This is a genomic window from Pauljensenia sp. 27098_8_83, from assembly GCF_041432695.1.
GTDB lineage: Bacteria > Actinomycetota > Actinomycetes > Actinomycetales > Actinomycetaceae > Pauljensenia.
In genome coordinates, this window is record NZ_JAPWAD010000032.1 from 1 (window position 1) to 17662 (window position 17662).

At 65.6% G+C, this 17662-nt stretch carries 12 protein-coding genes; 5 read left to right on the plus strand and 7 right to left on the minus strand.

The window, feature by feature from the left end:
• The coding region (locus O3656_RS09830; protein WP_500063887.1) for a DUF5692 family protein at nt 1–654 on the minus strand (654 nt) is incomplete at its 3' end.
• 167 nt (nt 655–821) lie between these two features.
• Here O3656_RS09830 and O3656_RS09835 point away from each other — a divergent pair.
• Together O3656_RS09835 and O3656_RS09840 are read left to right on the plus strand one after the other, a co-directional pair.
• Nucleotides 822–1859 carry a hypothetical protein gene (locus O3656_RS09835; protein WP_500063889.1) on the plus strand — a complete coding sequence of 346 codons (1038 nt, stop codon included), beginning with the start codon at nt 822–824 and terminating at the stop codon, nt 1857–1859.
• Entirely contained in the window at nt 1859–2896 is a 1038-nt protein-coding gene (locus O3656_RS09840) for a DUF5692 family protein (protein ID WP_500063891.1), read from the plus strand. The genes O3656_RS09835 and O3656_RS09840 overlap by 1 nt, the downstream gene beginning before the upstream one ends.
• A gap of 106 nt (nt 2897–3002) precedes the next feature.
• Here the strand turns inward: O3656_RS09840 and O3656_RS09845 are convergent, their stop codons facing one another.
• A complete protein-coding gene (locus O3656_RS09845; RefSeq protein WP_500063893.1) occupies nt 3003–3263 on the minus strand; it encodes a toxin in 261 nt (86 codons plus the stop codon).
• Nucleotides 3253–3522, minus strand: a complete 270-nt coding sequence (locus O3656_RS09850; protein WP_034475470.1) for a ribbon-helix-helix domain-containing protein — start codon at nt 3520–3522, stop codon at nt 3253–3255. Before O3656_RS09850 ends, O3656_RS09845 begins: the two co-directional genes overlap by 11 nt.
• Before the next feature lie 252 nt (nt 3523–3774).
• Here O3656_RS09850 and O3656_RS09855 point away from each other — a divergent pair, with 252 nt between their 5' ends.
• Nucleotides 3775–4656: a DUF6318 family protein gene (locus tag O3656_RS09855; protein WP_500063895.1), complete on the plus strand. Its 882-nt coding sequence runs from the start codon at nt 3775–3777 to the stop codon at nt 4654–4656.
• Between the two features lie 304 nt (nt 4657–4960).
• Nucleotides 4961–5557: a hypothetical protein gene (locus O3656_RS09860; protein WP_500063903.1), complete on the plus strand. Its 597-nt coding sequence runs from the start codon at nt 4961–4963 to the stop codon at nt 5555–5557.
• A 132-nt stretch (nt 5558–5689) separates the two neighbouring features.
• Here the strand turns inward: O3656_RS09860 and O3656_RS09865 are convergent, their stop codons facing one another.
• The 4 genes from O3656_RS09865 to argS all read right to left on the minus strand — a co-directional run bounded on the left by O3656_RS09865 (nt 5690) and on the right by argS (nt 15764).
• Nucleotides 5690–10039: a S8 family serine peptidase gene (locus tag O3656_RS09865; protein ID WP_500063897.1), complete on the minus strand. Its 4350-nt coding sequence runs from the start codon at nt 10037–10039 to the stop codon at nt 5690–5692.
• 283 nt (nt 10040–10322) lie between these two features.
• Entirely contained in the window at nt 10323–12341 is a 2019-nt protein-coding gene (locus tag O3656_RS09870; protein WP_500063899.1) for a S8 family peptidase, read from the minus strand.
• Nucleotides 12342–12679: 338 nt separating this feature from the next.
• Nucleotides 12680–14080, minus strand: coding sequence for a diaminopimelate decarboxylase (lysA, locus tag O3656_RS09875; protein ID WP_500063900.1), 1401 nt, complete (start codon nt 14078–14080; stop codon nt 12680–12682).
• A gap of 4 nt (nt 14081–14084) precedes the next feature.
• Nucleotides 14085–15764, minus strand: coding sequence for an arginine--tRNA ligase (gene argS, locus O3656_RS09880; RefSeq protein WP_500063901.1), 1680 nt, complete (start codon nt 15762–15764; stop codon nt 14085–14087).
• Between the two features lie 169 nt (nt 15765–15933).
• Here argS and O3656_RS09885 point away from each other — a divergent pair, with 169 nt between their 5' ends.
• The gene (locus O3656_RS09885; protein ID WP_500063902.1) at nt 15934–17193 is read left to right on the plus strand and encodes an Nramp family divalent metal transporter; all 1260 of its coding nucleotides are present in this window, start codon (nt 15934–15936) and stop codon (nt 17191–17193) included.
• The last annotated feature ends 469 nt before the right edge of the window (nt 17194–17662 follow it).

The window sequence follows — 17662 nt, forward strand, 5'->3', positions numbered from 1 at the left end:
CTTGCCCAGGCCCGTGATCGTGATGATGTTGAGCAGGCCGGCCGCAGCGGACAGCAGGTTCCAATACCCACCAATCGTGCGGAAGCCCGTCTCCGGGTCGATCCCGACGTGGCGGGCGGCCAGGTTGGCGGCAACCTCCTGGTACCACTGCTGGGAATGCAGCTCGGCGCTCACTCCCCTGGCCTCGGGCAAGCCTGCGATCATGTCGATCGTGTGCGCGTCGTTCACGCCCTTCAGGCACTGCCAGTCGGCACCGCACGCGTAGTACGAATCCGCGTTGAAGTAGATCGTCAGGTCGCGGATGTTCGCCTCCATGATGTTGACGGCCAGGCCGATCCACAGGGCCACACCCAGCCAGATCGCGTACTTATGCGCCTTGACCGGGTTGCGCTTCGCGTACACCAGCACCGTGCCCGTCATGGTGGCGGTGAGGATCATGATCGCGTACTTGCCGAACGGGAACCATCCCACCATCGGCGTCCCGTGGATCCACGCGTAGGGCATGAGGGCGATGCCGCCGACGGTCCACACGGCAAAGATCGTCCAGTTCCACCGGCGGTTAATCTCCGCGACGGCGATCTGGGCGGCGAGCACCAGCAGCCAGATGAGATAGACCTTGGGAGTCCCAAGCTCCCACAGGAAAAGCGAGTCCACGGCATTCTCCTTCGAACGCACAACCGGGCTAATAGTTGTCGGCTATCATAATCCGAAACACTAACCTAGTGTGCGGGGTTCACCGTCGAATCCCCATCGTTCCGGGGCTCCCCACGGGCCAGCGCCAGCGCGGGCGCCCCTCGTCAATTCCTCAAGGAGGAGGACCCATGACACGCCTACCCCGTCGTACCCTCTGCACCGCCGGCCTCGCCGGAACCACCGCGCTCCTGGGGGGCATGTACGCCTTCAGCCAGCTGAGCGGCAAGGCCACGCCCGAGGAGCAGGCCTGGCACTACCCGGGCGACGACCTCATCGACGCCAACTACGACAACGGCTACTCCTCGACCTACGCGATCACGATCGACGCGCCCGCCTACGCGGTGTGGCGGCTCTTCAAGCAGATCGGCGCGGAAAAGTCCGGATCCTTCTCCTCGGAGTTCCTCGAGCGCGTCTTCGCGCGCCTGCCCTTCTTCAACTCCTACGAGATCCAGGAGGAGTTCCAGCAGCCCGACTCGATGGTGCCCGGCGACATCGCGGCCTTCGACTTCCACGGCATGTCAATGGAGTGGGCGGACGTCGTGCCCGGCAAGTACATGGTCCAGTGGGTCGACACGAAGAACCCACCCAAAGCGCCCGGCTCCTACGCGTTCCGCTTCCCCGGGATGACACACTTCGCGGCCGCCTGGTGCTTCTACATGGTGCCCCTGTCGGGAGGGCGCACGCGCCTGATCAACCACTGGCGCATCGGCTACGAGCCCGCCTCCCCCGCCATGAAGGCCCTGAACTGGGTGAACATCGAGTTCATCGGCGGGTGCATGACCCACCTGCAAAACCTCTACGTCAAGCGCGTCCTCGAGTTCAAGAAGAAGCAGCACCTGACGGGCCGCTTCATGCGCGGCATGCTGGGCGGACGCTTCTTCAACTCGGGCACGCCCGCGGGCCGATACGACGGAACTCCCCTGTTCGACGAGACCTTCACCCAGTGGTTCCGCTACGGACGGTCCGCCCCGGCCGTCGCCGAGATCCGCCCGCCCGTCACCGACGACCCGTCGTGGCCGCCGACCGGCGCGGACAGCCCGTGGGCGGGCGAGGTCGACGCCTCCTACTTCGACGGCTGGCGTGAGCCGACCTTCTCCTGGGAGGAGCAGATCCGCCAGAAGATGGAACGCACCTACCTGCCCAATTGGGGGAAGGAGCAGCGCTGATGGGTGCCATCACTCCCCCGGACTACCCGACGCTCTTTTTCTTCGAGGTCGGTCAGTGGTGGGACTACGCGATGCTCCTCCTCGTCGTCGCGCTCCTCGCTGGCGCAGCGTGGCTGGCCCAGCGCAACATGTGGGTGGTCCTTGCGCTCTTCGTGGTCGTGCCCATCGCGCTAACGATCTTCTGGTGGCCGCACTCGACTGCGGGGACGGCCTCGGCGGGCTGGTTCCCGATCGTGAAACAGTACTCGGCGCTGGCGGGGTCCCTGTGCCTCGTCGCCCTGCAGGTCTTCCCCAAGCTGCGCCACAACCGCTGGTACCTCATCATCCCGCCCGCGATCCTCGCGGTGAACATCGCCGAGGCCGTGGTGCGCGACTTCCAGTGCTACGGGATTCACGGGGTGGATCCCGCCCAGGGGATGGTCACGTGGGGCGGGCCGTGGAACATCATGAACGGCATTGCCGGCATCCTGAACCTGCTCGCGATCTCCGGGTGGGTCGGGATCTTCGTATCCAAGGGTAAGGAGCGCGCCCTCATCTGGGGCGACCTGACGATCGGGTGGATCATCGCCTACGACCTGTGGAACCTCACCTACGTGTACAACTGCCTGGCGGACCGGGCGTGGTACTCGGGCGTGGCGCTGTTGGCCTCGTGCACGCTCCCGGCTCTCATGAAGGTTGGGCGAGGCGCGTGGATCCAGTACCGCGCGTACACGCTCACGCTGTGGTCGGGAGTCGTGCTCACGTTCCCGCACTTCATGCACGATTCGATGTTCGCCCACCGCAGCGCCCACAACCCCTGGGCGATGCTCATCCTCTCGGCCGCCGCCCTGGTGGCCAACGTGTGGGTGTTCGCTGCGCACGTGCGCACAATCGTCTCCAAGCGGCGCAACCCACTCACGCAGGAGGTCCACGCCGACGAGGCCACCTACGCCTCGTGGGTCCGCGACCTCGCGTCCGAGGAGGACAAGGAGCTCATCGCCGCGCGCCTGGGCACGACGCCGGACAAAGCGGGCTTCACACCCGCGGGCAAGGGGTAACAGAGCGGCACTGTTGCGCGGCTGTCCTCCGATCGCCCCCTGTGCAGGTCGGAGGGCAGCCACGTTCGTTGAAGGCATTCGCGCGCCACGAGCTCCGAGAACGGGGCTATCGAAGTTCCTCCAGAAACTGTGGACGTGCCTTCATCGCATGAATGAGGAGTTCGCCGCCACTGTCAAAAATCAAGACGACCATTTCCAGAACGCGTCCAGATTGGTCGATGCCAACCACGAGCCAGCACCCTGGATCGTTCTCATCATCGAGGGGCCGCGAGTTCAAGGCGTGCTCGTAAGCATATCGGACTGCTTCATCAGTAAGCCGGTCACGCACGAAATGTTTGCGCGCGCTGGCGTGGAGATTAAGCGACATGGGTCCACTCGCGCACGGCTGCGCGTATCGCGTCGGAACGACTATCGATCCCCTCGCGGGCAGCACGTTCCATAAGGGCGTTGAGAGTCTGCGCATCCAAACGCACTGTGACGGCTGCCCCTGGCCCCTTCCCCACCGGAGGGCGGCCGGGACGCGGAGGCGGCAGCTTGGTCAGGTCATAGCCGCGCTCAGCCTCATCAGCCCACGCTTGAATCTGCTCGTCACTAACGAACTTTCCATGAAGAAGACGCTCACTCATACAAATATCGTATACGAAATTCACACCACGCATGGCGACCACCCCATAACATCTTCTTCACTCATTGACGAGGCCGGGGCTGGGTCGCGTGGTCGCGCGCACACTTGTGCGGCCGGAGTGGAAGAACGTGCATGGTGATTACTACGTATTCTTGATGTTTCATGTCAGTTCTGCGCGTACCCTGAAACGGTAGGGCGCGCCTCCAAGGGTGGGGAGCGCCGCAGGGCACCTCACCGTGGAGGTTGAGAGATCATGATGGTTCCGCCGCTGTCTGAGCGTCCCGTGACCGAGGAGGACGAGGAGCGCTTCCGCGAGGAATGCGCCCCGCGCAGGTACACGCTGCGGCGCAGATGGGCCGAGCACCGGGCCGAGGCCAAAGCGCGGCGCCCCAAGGGAGCCCGGGCGCGCGCCCAGGCCTGGCTGCACGTCGAACCCTTCTACTGGGTGATGCGTGTCGTCTACGTGTGTCTCGCCGCAGGCGCCGTCTTCGCCGTCTACATCAACGGGGTCGCCGAAGGCTGGTGGCACGCCTGGGGTGAAAAACCCAGCGTCGCAGCCACAGCCCCTACCACGCAGCCCGCGCCCGCACCATCACTGTCGAGCGAGGCGGCCATGTCGGGCGGCTATCAGATCGGCCCAGATGGAGTCCTCGTGCGCCCCGCCCAATACGCGGCGGACACCTACACGAAACCCGAACTCCCCGCCGAAGCCACAGAAAATACCGAACGAGGCGCAGAAGCAGCCGCAGAACACTACCTCGCACTCCTGATTTATTCTTGGAATACTGGCGACACTCAGCCACTAGCCGATATGTCTGACCCATCATCGAACTTTGCAAAGAACCACATTGCCAACACTCAAGAAATGTATACAAATGGCTGGTCATATGGAAACTCAGTAACAGTACAGGAGGTGCTTCGTCTTGAAGCAGTTTCATCGCAAGATGGAACGATTCCACCAAATACCGTCGGAGTTCGCTTTCGCGTCAGCGCAAATAATGGAACAAGGTGCAAGGGGCAGAGCATTATTGTTGACGATTCCGAACACAGTTCAACAATTACCTTATTCATGACATGGAAAGATAACCGCTGGACAGAGGTACAAGGAAGCGCCACAGATCATGATGACGAATAAATTACGTATTTTCCTAGCAATCACCTCCACTTCATCTTCTTTACTAATTTTAAATTGCCTACCTGCGATAGCCCTCGCACCAAGTTCGGGTTTTGACGCCAACGGAATCGATAGGGATGTCAACACTGATATGTGGGAGGACGAGAACGAAGATAATCCTGGCACAGTAGGAAGCCCCTCTCGACCATCAGAAGATGACACGGGTTCACCTCGAGCGACTGAACCAACGACTACGAACAGCGTTTTGGACTTTGCGTTTGGCTACCATTGTGAACACCCAGTTTCCTACGATTCGGGTCATATGATGTTCCCAACCTACTGGAGATGCGACGATCCTCCTCCGTCCGCAGAAACGCCATCAGATCCTCCTTCAACCCAGAAGATTCTGCGTCACGCTGCTGCCACCATTCACGCGGATGGCGCAGGGATCTACAAGCAGCCCCCACACGTCTCGTACACGAACAAGTACATTCCCACGCTCGTGTCGGTCACCAACCCGACCCAGACTCACGTCATCAACCTATTGGGACACGACATCACCATCACGCTGAAAGCCACCAACTACGAATGGGACTGGGGCGACGGCACCCCACACACCATCACCGCCTACCACGGAATGGCCTTCGAGAAGGGCATGGACCCCAACAAGGACCCCAGGCTCATCCGCCACTACTACACCCCACCCAACGGCTGGCGCTCACGCTTCGACGGCCCCTACCCCGACGCCACCCGCACCATCACGCTCACCACCACCTGGGCAGGTACAGCCACCAACCCCTTCACCGGAGAAACACAAACCATCAACGGCCTGGTCACCACCAAAGAAACAACAGGCCCCTTCCCCCTGGGCCACCTCACCGTCTCCAACACCGACACCTGGGAAGAAAAACAAGGACACTAAAACAGAACAACCACACACCACCGCGCACCACGGCACGCAACGCACAGAAAGCAACGCAGCGGGGCCGCGCACGAGAAATCGTGCGCGGCCCCAGGACGCTCAACCGGAGAAGGAACCCCGGCCTCGTGACGCCTACTCCTGGAGGCGACCCGACTGATCGAACACGTAGCGCGTGCCGTCAATCCAGCGCGCCCCGGTCACCATCGCCCCGGAGGAGGACAGGTAGTACCAGGAGCCGCCGTCCTTCACCCAGCCGACGCTCATCGCGCCGGAGGGGGCGAAGAAATACCAGGAGGAGCCGACGCGCGCCCAGCCCGTGGCCATCGCGCCGGAGTCAGCCAGGTAGTACCAGGTGGAACCCTCGCGCATCCAGCCGGTGCGCATGGCACCCGAGGACGCCAGGTAGTACCAGGTGTCGCGCACCTTGGTCCACCCGCTGGCCATCTCTCCACTGATGGGATCCAGGTAGTACCAGGTCCCGTGCACCTTCACCCAGCCCGCAGCCTGGCCGCCGGAGGGACCGTAGTAGAACCAGTGGCCGCCCTCGCTGACCCAGCCGGTCACCATGTAGCCGCGCGCGTCGAAGCGGTAGATCGCCCCATCAATGCGCAGCTGCGTCGAGGTCGGGTACGTGCCGTCCTCGTAGCGCCACCACCAGCCAAACGCGCCGGAGACCCAGCGGCCCGAGCGGGCCTCGTCGGGGCCGACCTGGTCGGGGCTGACGGTGAAGGAAACCTGGAGGGTCGCGTCGTCATCGGCGCGCGCGTCGTTGTTGCGGCCCATGGCTTCAACCGTCACCGTCGCGGCGCCCGCGAAGCGTCCCGTGCCCTTCGGGTGGGACACGTCCACGCCGTCGGCCTGCAGCGTCACCGAGTTGCCCTCGAACGCGCCGTTGCCCACACCGGTCGCGACTTCACGCTCACCCACGAGGAGGCGCGCCGAGGTCACGGGACCGGTGACGGTCACCCGGATGGAGACGCGCCCGGAGACGCTCGCCCCCGCGAGCGGCTGCCACGTGGTGCCGTCGGTCGAGTACTCGACGCTGCCAATGACGGGCTTCGCTTGGTCCTTCAGCACCGCGTCCAGGGCGTTGGGCAGGCCCGCACCCCGGTACTCGTGGCCCTCCATGGGCTTCAGGCGGTTCCAGTTCGCCGGGTCGCCCGCCTGCTTCTTCGCCAGGGCAATGATCTGCTCGGCATTCATCTCCGGGTGGACCTGGCGCAGCGTCGCGATGACGGCGGCCGCCAGGGGCGATGCCTGCGAGGTGCCGTACAGGTTGCCGTAGGCCTTGCCATACCAGCTCGTCAGCGGCGCGTAGATCTTCGCGCCGGGGGCGGCGAAGTCGATACTGTTCGCACCCCAGTTCGACCAGGACGTCGGCTCAAGCACGCCGGTGGCGGGGTCGGCACCCTCGGGCAGCTGCAGGGCGGACACGGCGAGCGTGCCGCGCAGCATCGACGGCATGTAGACGCCGCCCTTCACGTCGCGCTCATACGCGCCCCAGGTGTCGCCCGGCGACGAATCGTCGGTGGCAGGCGGGTTATCCAGGTCCGTCGTCCAGTTGCCGGCGGCCACCACGTTGATGACATCCTTCGAGGTCGCGTAGTCGACCGCGCGCTGCACGGCCTCCAGGCCGGCGGCCTGCTCGGGGTCGTTCGGCATCCAGTACTTCCACGGGTTGACGTAGTACGAGCCGTTGGTGACGGAAATGCCGTGGTCGGCGGCCCACACGAAGCCGCACGCGATGTACTCGGGGTAGAAGAAACCACCATTGCGCGAGGCCACGTTGATCGCGGCGATGCGCAGGGTCGGGTTCACGCCATCCACGCCCACGCCGTCGTGCTTCGCGGCGATCGATCCGGCCACGTGCGTGCCGTGGGTGGCGTCGTCCCAGCGCCACGCGGCGGGGTCGCGGTTGGGCACGCCGTTGACGTTGCAGGCCACGGACTTGTCATAGTCGACCTGTCCGGCCAGGTCCGGCACGGTATCGTCCACGGACTGGTCCATGATGCCCACCGTCACGGGGGCGCGCATGACGTCCACGTCCTGCGCCTCGAGGGCGTGCAGGGCCTGGAGGTGCCATCCGTTGCTCGTCTGTGGGTCAGGGGTCAGGGTCGCGTCTTGATCGCTCTGAGCTCCCTGAGCCCCCTGCGCTCCCTCGGAGCGAGGTGCGGCCGCGAGCGCAGCGTCCGCCGCGACTCGGGTCTCGTAGGGAACGGGGACCACGGCCTCGTTGCCACCGACGGGTGCCTGGCGGGTCGGGCCGATCGAGTCGTAGCTGATGCCTTCCTTCACGAGCGCGGCGCCCAGGTCGGGCGAGAAGGTGGGCGAGGCGGCCTGCACGAAGAACGTGCCGAAGGCCGGGTACTGGGACAGGACCAGGCCGCCCAGGAACGAGGCCTGGGCCGCGGCGCGCTGGAAGGTGGCGTTATCGGTGCCCTTGGGCAGGTTGACCGCGTAGTTGGCGGGCAGCTGCTCGGTGGCACGTGCGGGGGCGGTGATGCCAGCCTTGGCGGGGCCAGCGGGCGCGGGCGTCGTGTCGGGCGCGGGCGTCGGCTGCGCCACGGCGTTCGGGTCGCGCGAGACGGTGAAGACGGCCTCGCGGCCCGTGTCGTCGTCGGCCTGGCGGTCGAAGTTGATGCCGGTGGCGCTGACCTGGACGCGAGCGGTCACCGAGTCGGTGCCCTCGGGCAGGAGTGAGGAGAGGTCAACGTTTTCAGCGGACACGCCGACGGCTGAGTCACCGTACTTGCCCGAACCGTCGCGGTCGACGCTGGTCAGGGAGGCGACATCCATGTGCAGGTGACTGATCGGCGCGTTGGCCTCGGCGTAGAAGGTGACGGGGCCAGCGGGCAGGGTCGCTCCATCCAGGTCCTTCCATTCACCCTTGCCGACCCGGTACTGGAGGGTCGTGACGGTGGGCTGGGGCTGGTCGCGACGCATGGTGGTCAGCGTGTTGATGAAGCCGTAGCCTCGGTATTCCTTGCCGTCCTCGGGCTCCTGCAGGCGCGTGTATTCCATGGCGGCCTGCTTGCGCATAAGGTCGGTGACCTGCTTGCCCTGGAAGTCGGGGTGAATCGACTTAATGAGCGCGGCGATGCCCGTCAGGTGGGGTGCGGCCATCGAGGTGCCGCTGGTCTTGGCGTAGCCGGACGGGAAGATCGACGTGGGCACGGTCGAGTAAATGTCCTCGCCCGGCGCGGTGAAGTCGACGCTCTTTCCGTAGTTGGAGAAGTCGGCGCGCTTGAGGTTCGACCATTCGGGCTTGGTCTCGACGTCGGTGCGCGTGGCGGCGCTGACCTGGCTGACGCCCTCGACCATGGCGGGGACCTTCACGCCGCCGGTGACGGGGCGATCCTTGATCGGGGTGTCGAGGTCGGTCGGCGACCCGCTGTCGGTCGTGACGTTGTCGTTGTCCATGCCGTCGTTGCCCGCCGAGGCGATGACAGCCAGACCCTTGCCCTGCACGTAGGCGATGGCGCGGGTCGCTGCCTCGAGGCCTGCGGCCTGCTCGGGGTCGCTGGGGCTCCAGTAGACCCACGGATCCATCGAGTAGGAGTTATTGACGATGTCGACACCGTGGCTGGCGGCCCACATGAAGCCGCAGGTCACGTACTCGGGGTACATGAGCTGCTCGCTGTTCGCGGCCTTGATGGACACGAGGGTCGAGGTCGGGGCGATGCCATCGATGCCGATGCCGTTGTGGTTGGCGGCAATGATGCCGGCGACGTGCGTGCCGTGGAAGTAGTCGTCACGCCAGGAACCGTAGGCCTGGGAGGCGATGCCGTTGTGCGCGCAAGAAACAGACCGGGAGGTGTCGACGCGCCCCACGAGGTCGGGGTGCGTGTCGTCGATACCCGTGTCGATGACGCCGACGGTGACGGGCGCGTGCGCGATCGGCACGGCGGCCGCGTCGGCAGCGCTCATCGCCTGAGCACCCCAGTTGACGACCTCCTCGGGCGTATCAGCCTCGGTCGCACTCTCACCGCGCAGGGAAGCCGGGCCACCCGACTGGGCTCCGGACTGGGCCCCCGACTGGCTTCCGGACTGCGCGGGGTCCGCGCCCCCGGACTGCGGTCCGGGCTGCGGGTCGGGGGCGGCCTGACGTTCCGCTTCGGGCACGGCGGCCACGCGCGTCGGCCCCACCGAATGCACCGAAATGCCGGCCTTCGCCAGGGCTTGGGCCAGGTCCGGGGCGAACGAGGCCGACTCGCTTTGAGCGAAGAACGTCCCCAGCTCCGGGTAGGAGGCCAGCGTGACGCCCCCCGCGGTAGCGACCAGCGAGGTCGCGCGCGCGAGATCTTCGGCGCTGGCCTGCGGGCTCAGGTTAATCGCGTAGTTCATCAGGCCGGCGCTCGCGCGGGCGGGCGCGATGAGGCCGGTGTGGTCGTCAGCCCGGGTGGGTGGGGCGGTCGCTGTGGCCACGCCCATGGACAGGGCGAGGGCAGCGACGAGCCCGATGCGTGCAACATTGCGGCGCATGGTTCCTCGACTTTCGGTTGTGGGTCTGGCGAGTACGGCAATGTACTCATCAGAACTATCATGCTTTAGTTTGTCACTCGCCACAATTTAGCGCTGCTTAACTCCGCCAACACCTCGATAAATGACGAGAAATTCGGGTAATCATTCCCCCGCTTACCTTCGCACGGAAGGCGTGACAATAGCACCCCGGCCTCGGGACAAGGCTGCTCCAGGGCCATGATAAGACGGTGGGGGCGGGCACCCGCAGATGCCCGCCCCCACCGCGACGATTTACCACCGCCGGTTAGCGCATGCGCCCGTCCGGCCCGAAGGTGTAGGCCACGCCGTTCACCTGCTGGCTACCGGTGACCATCGCACCCGTCGCGGGATCCAAGTAGTACCAGGAGCCGCCCTCATGCAGCCAGCCGATCGCCATCGCGCCGGAGGGCGTGAGGTAGTACCAGGCGCCATCGAGGTAGGCCCAGCCGGTCACCATCGCACCCGACGCTCCCAGGTAGTACCACGTGCCACTGACGAACACCCACCCCGTCGCCATCACGCCCGAGGCGGGATCCAGGTAGTACCAGGTGCCGTTCACGTTGGCCCAGCCTGCCACCTGCGCGCCCGAAGCACCGTGGTAGAACCACTGACCACCCTCAAGGGCCCATCCGGTCACCATGTAGCCGCGCGCGTCGAAACGGTAGGTCGCCCCGTCGATCTGAGCGCTCATCGACGCCGGGTAGCTGCCATCCTCGTAGCGGTACCACCAGCCAACCGCGTCCTTCACCCACGCGCCAGCCTTGGCCTCGTCAATCTGATCCACGCCGGACGTCACCGCATCGAGCGCATCAAGGAAGCCGTAACCGCGGTACTCCCTGCCGTCGATGGGCGCGTTGAGGCGCCCGTAATTGGCCGCCGCCTGCTTCTTCATGAGGTCGATGACCTGCGCGCCGGACAGCTCAGGGTGCACCGACTTGATGAGGGCCGCGATGCCCGACACGTGCGGCGTCGCCATGGACGTGCCGTCGGCGACGGCGAAACCGCTCGGGTAGAACAGCAGGGGAACCGTGGAGTAAATCTGGTCGCCCGGAGCGGCAAAATCGATCGTGTTGCCGTAGTTAGAGAACTCGGCGCGACCGAGGGACAGTCCGGGCTTCACGTTGTACGCCTGACCAACCGCGCTCACCTGCGCGACACCATCAAGCATGGAGGGAACGCGGATACCGCCATTCACGGCCCTGTTCTTCGTCGGCGTGGGCACGTCGGTCGGGGATCCGTTATCGATCGTCGGATTGTCAATGTCGACGCCCTCGTTACCGGCCGCCGCGATCACGGCCAAACCTTTACCCTGCGCGTACTTGATCGACCGCGTGGCCGCCTCGAGGCCCGCCGCCTGCTCGGGATCAGTCGGGCTCCAATAGACCCACGGATCCATCGAGTAGGAGTTGTTCACGACGTCCACCCCATGGCTCGCCGCCCACATGAACGCACACGTCACGTACTCGGGGTAGATGAGGCGATTGTCGTTCGTCGCCTCAATGGCAACAATGCTCGCCTCCGGAGCAATACCATCAATGCCGATATCGTTGTGATTGGCCGCAATAATGCCCGCGACATGCGTGCCGTGATAGAACTCGTCACGCCACCCATAGAAGTCCTGCGTGGCAACACCATTGACCGAACACTTCACGGAACGCGACGTATCAACGCGCCCCTCCAGGTCCGGATGAGTGTCCTCAACGCCGGAATCAACGACGGCGACGGTCACCGGGGCACGCTTGACGTTCACGGCCTCGGCCTCGCGCGCATGCATGGCGACCGCACCCCAGTTGAAAACCTCCTCGTTTGCACCAGCGGGGGCGGCGCTCGCACTCTCCTCACGCATGGAGGTCAGCCCGCCTGCCGCGCCGGACTGCGGGGCCTCATCCTTCTTGTCTGTGGGCAACTCGACGCGCTCGTAGTACAGGACGGGGGCCACGCGGGTGGGTCCGATCGAGTGAATCGCGATGCCGGCCTGTCGTAGGGCGGCGGCCAGGTCGGGCGCGAACGAAGGCGTGGCGCTCTGCGCGAAGAAAGTCCCGATCTCGGGGTACGAGGCCAGGGCAGCACCGCCCGCCCCGGGGACGAGAGCGAGGGCTCGCTGAAGGTCCTCGGGATCGGTGCCCGCGAGGTTGATCGCATAGTTCATCTCGTCATTGTCGGCGCGGGGCGCAGAGACGAGGCCGGGCTCCTCGGCTCGCGCGGAGGGGGCGTTCACCGCGGCCACGCCCATGGACAGGGCGAGTGCGGCGACGAGACCGATGCGTGCTGCGATGCGGCGCATGTTTCCTCGACTTTCATTTGTCACTGTCAGGATTTTGGCTGCATTCGCAGCTACGCCCATCATCCTAGAGTTTGCCAGTAACAACAAAACCTAGGCTTACCTAAGCCGGACTCCTCACTGTGCGGGCCCTCCCCCAATTTCGCATGCAATTCCCCTGCCCCAATTTTTGGAACCCCCGAAAAACCGCAGAATACCAACGATCAGATTTCAAATCTTGAAATACTCATGTGGGAATTGCATGCGAAATTTTGGGGGAGCACAAGACAGGGAGTGCACACAAAACGGGGAGCACCCGCAGGCATTCCCCGTCTCGCACTCTGTTTACCCCAGGCCGGCGGTTACTCCAGGCCGGCGTCGAGGGCCAGCAGGTGATCCACCGTCTGCGGGCGGATGAACCAGCGGGCGGCCCCATCCTCGACCGCGAGAACGCCGGGCTTCGTCAGCATGTTGTAGTTCGAGGCCATCGAGTAGCCGTACGCGCCGACGGCGGGAACGACCAGCAGGTCGCCGCCCGCGATGTCGGCCGGCAGGTCGATGTCACGGATGATGATGTCGCCGCTCTCGCAGTGCTTGCCGACGATGCGGCAGCGCACCAGGGACGAGGCATCGGCCGGGTCTCGGTTCGCGAGCGTCGCCGTGTAGAGGGCGTCGTAGAGAACCGGGCGGATGTTATCCGACATGCCACCGTCGATGGCGACGTAGCGGCGCACTCCCCCATCTTCCAACGAGACGTCCTTGACAACGCCGACGCGATAGAGCATGACCATCGAGGGACCCGCGATGGAGCGGCCCGGCTCGACGGACACGTGCGGGATCGGCAGGCCGTGGTGGGCGCAGCGCTCGCGCACGACCTCCGCCAGGGCGCGGGCGACCTCGACCGGTGAGGTCGGGACCGGATCCTGGCCCGTGTAGGCGATACCGACGCCGCCACCCAGGTCGATCGCGGGAACGTCCAGGCCCACCTCGGCCTTCACACGCGCCGCAAAGTCGACGACGATGCGCGCGGCCTCGGCGAAGGCCTCGGTCCCGAAAATCTGGGAGCCGATGTGGCTGTGCAGCCCGCGGAAGTCCAGGTGAGGCGCATCCTTGATCGCGGCCACGGCCTCGTACGCCTGGCCGGTCGCCAGGGACAGACCGAACTTCTGGTCCTCGTGGGCGGTCGCAATGTACTCGTTGCCGCCCGCGTGAATGCCCGACTTCAGGCGCACCATGACGGGCGCGACGACGCCGAGGTCAGCGGCGATGCGCTCAATCTGGTGAACCTCGTCCATCGAATCGATGAAGATGCGATGGATGCCAGCCTCGAGGGCCAGGCGGATCTCCGCGTCCGACTTGTTGTTGCCGTGCAGGCCGATGCGCGAGGGATCCACGCCAGCGCGCAGGGCCAGGCTCAGCTCACCGAGCGAGGCGGTGTCGATCCCCAGGCCCTCGGCCGCGACCAGGCGCGCGACGTCGGCGCTCAGGAAGGCCTTGCCAGCATAGAAGGCGTCGCCGCCGTTCATGCCGTAGCCGTCCCAGAATTCCTCGGCCATCGCGCTCGCCCACACGCGGGCACGGCCGCGCATGGCCTCAACATCGAGCACGAAGGTGGGCGTGCCGAAGTCGGCGGCGACGCTGGTCAAATCGACGCCTCCCACGCGCAGCACACCGTTCTCTCGAGTGGCGCTCCACGGCCACAGGTCCGGGCGCTCATCGGGCGTCGGGCAGGTGAGGGCAGCGACGTTCTCCGTCTCGCTCACCGACTCACATCCTCTCGGGGGCGCTCACGCCAAGGAGGCCGAGGCCGGTGCGCAGCACCTGGGTCACCGCGTCGTTCAGCCAGAGGCGGGCGACGTGGCCGGGCTCGATCGGGTCGTCGCCGCGAGGCGTCACGCGGCACTGGCCGTACCATGCGTGGTAGGTCGCGGCCAGGGACTCGAGGTAGCGGGCGATGCGGTGTGGCTCGCGTAGCTCGGTGGCCTGCGCAACCTGCGCGGGGAACTGGGCGAGAGCGGCCAGCAGGGCCTCGTCGGCCTCGGAGTCGAGGGCCGCCGGGTCGAAGCCGACGTCGCGGGTGACGCCATGCTCGGCGGCGTTGCGCGCCACGTTGCAAGTGCGCACGTGGGCGTACTGCACGTAGTAGACGGGGTTGTCGTTGGAGTGCTGCGAGAGCAGGTTCAGGTCGATGTCGACCTGGGTGTCCATCGACACGCGCACGAGAGCGTAGCGCGCCGCGTCCACGCCCACGGCGTCGACCAGGTCATCGAGGGTCACGATCGTTCCGGCGCGCTTGGACATGCGCACGGGCTCGCCGTCCTTCACCAGGTTGACGAGCTGGCCGATGAGGATCTGCAGGTTCTCGCCCGGCTTGTCGCCGAAGGCGGCGCACATGGCCATCATGCGGCCGATGTAGCCGTGGTGGTCGGCACCCAGCAGGTAGATGGCGGCATCCGCGCCACGCTCGCGCTTGTTCAGGTAGTAAGCGACGTCACCCGCAAAGTACGCGGCCTGGCCGTCCGACTTGATGAGGACGCGATCCTTATCGTCGCCGTAGGTGGTCGTACGCAGCCACACCGCGCCACCCTCATCGAAGATCTCCCCGCGCTCGCGCAGGCGCTCGATCGCATCGGCGACTGCGCCGGACGTGTGCAGCGAATCCTCGTGGAAGAAGACGTCGAAGTCGGCGCGGAAGGAGTGCAGGCGTTCCTTAATCTCCGCGAACATCAGCTCGACACCGCGAGCGCGGAAGACCTCAATCGCCTCTTCCTCGGGCAGGGTGATCGGGTCAGGCTCGCCGGCCGCGCGCGCGTCGGCGCGCACCTGGTCGGCGATGTCGGCGATGTACTGGCCGCCGTAGCCGTCCTCGGGAACCTCGCGGCCCATGGCACGGGCGTACAGGGAGTGGGAGAAGCGGTCGATCTGCGAGCCGTGATCGTTGAAGTAGTACTCGCGCGTCACGGCGGCACCGGAGGCAGCCATGAGGCGGGCCAGGGAGTCGCCGACGGCGGCCCAGCGGGCACCACCCAGGTGCACGGGACCCGTCGGGTTCGCAGACACGTACTCAAGGTTGATCGAGCGACCCGCCAGGGTCTCGTTGCGGCCGTACGAGGCACCGGCCTCGACGATCGTGCGCGCCAGCTCGCCGGCAGCACCCGCACCCAGGCGGATGTTGATAAAGCCCGGACCCGCGACCTCGACGGAGTCAATGCCGTCCGCGGCCGAGAGATCATCGGCGAGGATCTGCGCGAACTCGCGCGGAGCCATGCCGGCCTTCTTACCGAGCTGCATCGCGACGTTGGTCGCCCAATCGCCGTGCTCACGCACGCGCGGACGCTCCACAGTCACGGGGTCGGGGACCAGCGAAGGGTCGATCGAAATGCGACCGGCGGCGGCAGCGTCCAGCAGGGTCGCGCGGATGAGAGTAGCAAGTTCTTCAGGAGTCACCCCTTTAGACTACGGGGTCTGTGCACCTATCCGCGAACTCTCCTCGGGTCCGTGGATGAAAACCTGGCCACATACGCGTCCCATGCGCCACTCTCCCACTCCATGCGAGTGCCAACCCGAGTAATCTTTCGGTTAGACGAAGTATTTCCACCAGCAGTGAGGATTTCCCGTGACCAACACGGACACCGCGCAGCACCACAAGCTCATCCCCCTCCTCGGCCCCGCCTTCGTCGCGGCCGTGGCCTACGTCGACCCCGGAAACGTCGCCGCCAACATCACGGCGGGCGCGCGCTACGGGTACCTGCTGGTGTGGGTCCTCGTGGCCTCGAACATCTTCGCGATGGTCATCCAGTACCTCTCCGCCAAGCTCGGCCTCGTCACCGGCCGATCCCTGCCCGCCCTCCTGGGTGATCGCATGTCCAAGCCCGGACGCATCGCCTTTTGGATCCAAGCGGAGATCGTGGCCGCCGCGACCGACCTCGCCGAAGTCATCGGCGGCGCGCTCGCCCTCCACCTCCTCTTCGGGATCTCACTGCTGTGGGGCGGCGTCATCATCGGTGCCGTGTCCATGGCGCTTCTCGTCGTCCAAGGCGAAGGCAAACAGCGCCAATTCGAAACAATCATCGTCGGCCTGCTGGTCATCATCACGCTGGGCTTCCTCGCGGGCCTCTTTGTCGCACCCCCCAGCCCCTCAGGCATGCTCGGCGGGCTCCTCCCCCGCTTCCAGGGCACCGACTCGGTCCTCGTGGCCGCGTCCATGCTGGGCGCAACCGTCATGCCGCACGCGGTCTATCTGCATTCCTCCCTCGTCAACGACCACGAGGCCGACGAGCTCGGCCCCTCCACCGGCGACGCCCACCACTCCTCCGGACACCTCACGCGCCTGCTGCGCGCGACCCGCATCGACATCTACTGGGCGCTGAGCATCGCGGGTCTGGTGAACATCGGCCTGCTGCTCCTGGCGGCCGCGGCGCTGGCCGGCCAGAGCGGCACCGACACGATCGAGGGCGCACACGCCGCGATCTCCTCCACGCTCGGACCCATCGTCGGCACTGTCTTCGCGGTCGGCCTGCTCGCTTCCGGCCTCGCCTCCACGTCGGTGGGTGCCTACGCTGGCTCCGAGATCATGAACGGCTTGCTCCACATCCGCGTGCCCATCCTCGTTCGCCGCCTCGTCTCCTTGATCCCCGCGCTCATCATCCTGGGCGCCGGCGCCGAACCCACGTGGGCGCTCGTCGTCTCGCAGGTCGCCTTGTCATTCGGCATCCCCTTCGCGATCATCCCGCTCATGCGCCTGACCGCAAACCGTGAGGTCATGGGCGACTACGTCAACAATCGTCCCCTGCGCGTGACGGGTTTCCTCATCGCGGCCGTCATCGTCGCCCTCAACCTGTTCCTCGTCTACCTCACCCTCACCGGCCAGGGGTAAGGGGCTGTCGGGCTGGGGCTATGGTTGCCGCCCGGGTTACTACGGGCCTTGCCGGGCGGGTGGCGCGGGCCTGCATCGCGGCCTTGTTCCGCGACAAAAGCCTCCCGACGCCCCGATCCAGGTACACACCGCGACAAAACTCGCCCAGCACGTCCACTGGCGGGCACCCTCCGCGAAAATACTCGCCCAGCACGGCAAAAACTCTCCGTTTTGGGCTATTTTCGGCGCGCTGGGCGAAAAATGTCGCGTTTGCAACGCGCGCACTCCCCGCAGGGCGAATTTTCTCGCGCAGACCACAACCCACTAGCCGCGCAGGGTACCCTCACCGGTACAAAACTCTCCCAGCACACGGCGTACATGGCCGCAACCGGTACAAAACTCTCCCAGCACACGGCGTACATGAGCTCAACCGGTACAAAACTCTCCCAGCACACGGCGTACATGAGCTCAACCGGTACAAAACTCTCCC

What these genes read in the sequence shown, in the direction of transcription:
- O3656_RS09865 (WP_500063897.1), bottom strand. Translation starts at nt 10,039, where the DNA reads ATGCGCCGCAATGTTGCACGCATCGGGCTCGTCGCTGCCCTCGCCCTG.
- O3656_RS09860 (WP_500063903.1), top strand. Translation starts at nt 4,961, where the DNA reads ATGTTCCCAACCTACTGGAGATGCGACGATCCTCCTCCGTCCGCAGAA.
- O3656_RS09845 (WP_500063893.1), bottom strand. Translation starts at nt 3,263, where the DNA reads ATGTCGCTTAATCTCCACGCCAGCGCGCGCAAACATTTCGTGCGTGAC.
- O3656_RS09835 (WP_500063889.1), top strand. Translation starts at nt 822, where the DNA reads ATGACACGCCTACCCCGTCGTACCCTCTGCACCGCCGGCCTCGCCGGA.
- O3656_RS09850 (WP_034475470.1), bottom strand. Translation starts at nt 3,522, where the DNA reads ATGAGTGAGCGTCTTCTTCATGGAAAGTTCGTTAGTGACGAGCAGATT.
- O3656_RS09870 (WP_500063899.1), bottom strand. Translation starts at nt 12,341, where the DNA reads ATGCGCCGCATCGCAGCACGCATCGGTCTCGTCGCCGCACTCGCCCTG.
- O3656_RS09855 (WP_500063895.1), top strand. Translation starts at nt 3,775, where the DNA reads ATGATGGTTCCGCCGCTGTCTGAGCGTCCCGTGACCGAGGAGGACGAG.
- O3656_RS09840 (WP_500063891.1), top strand. Translation starts at nt 1,859, where the DNA reads ATGGGTGCCATCACTCCCCCGGACTACCCGACGCTCTTTTTCTTCGAG.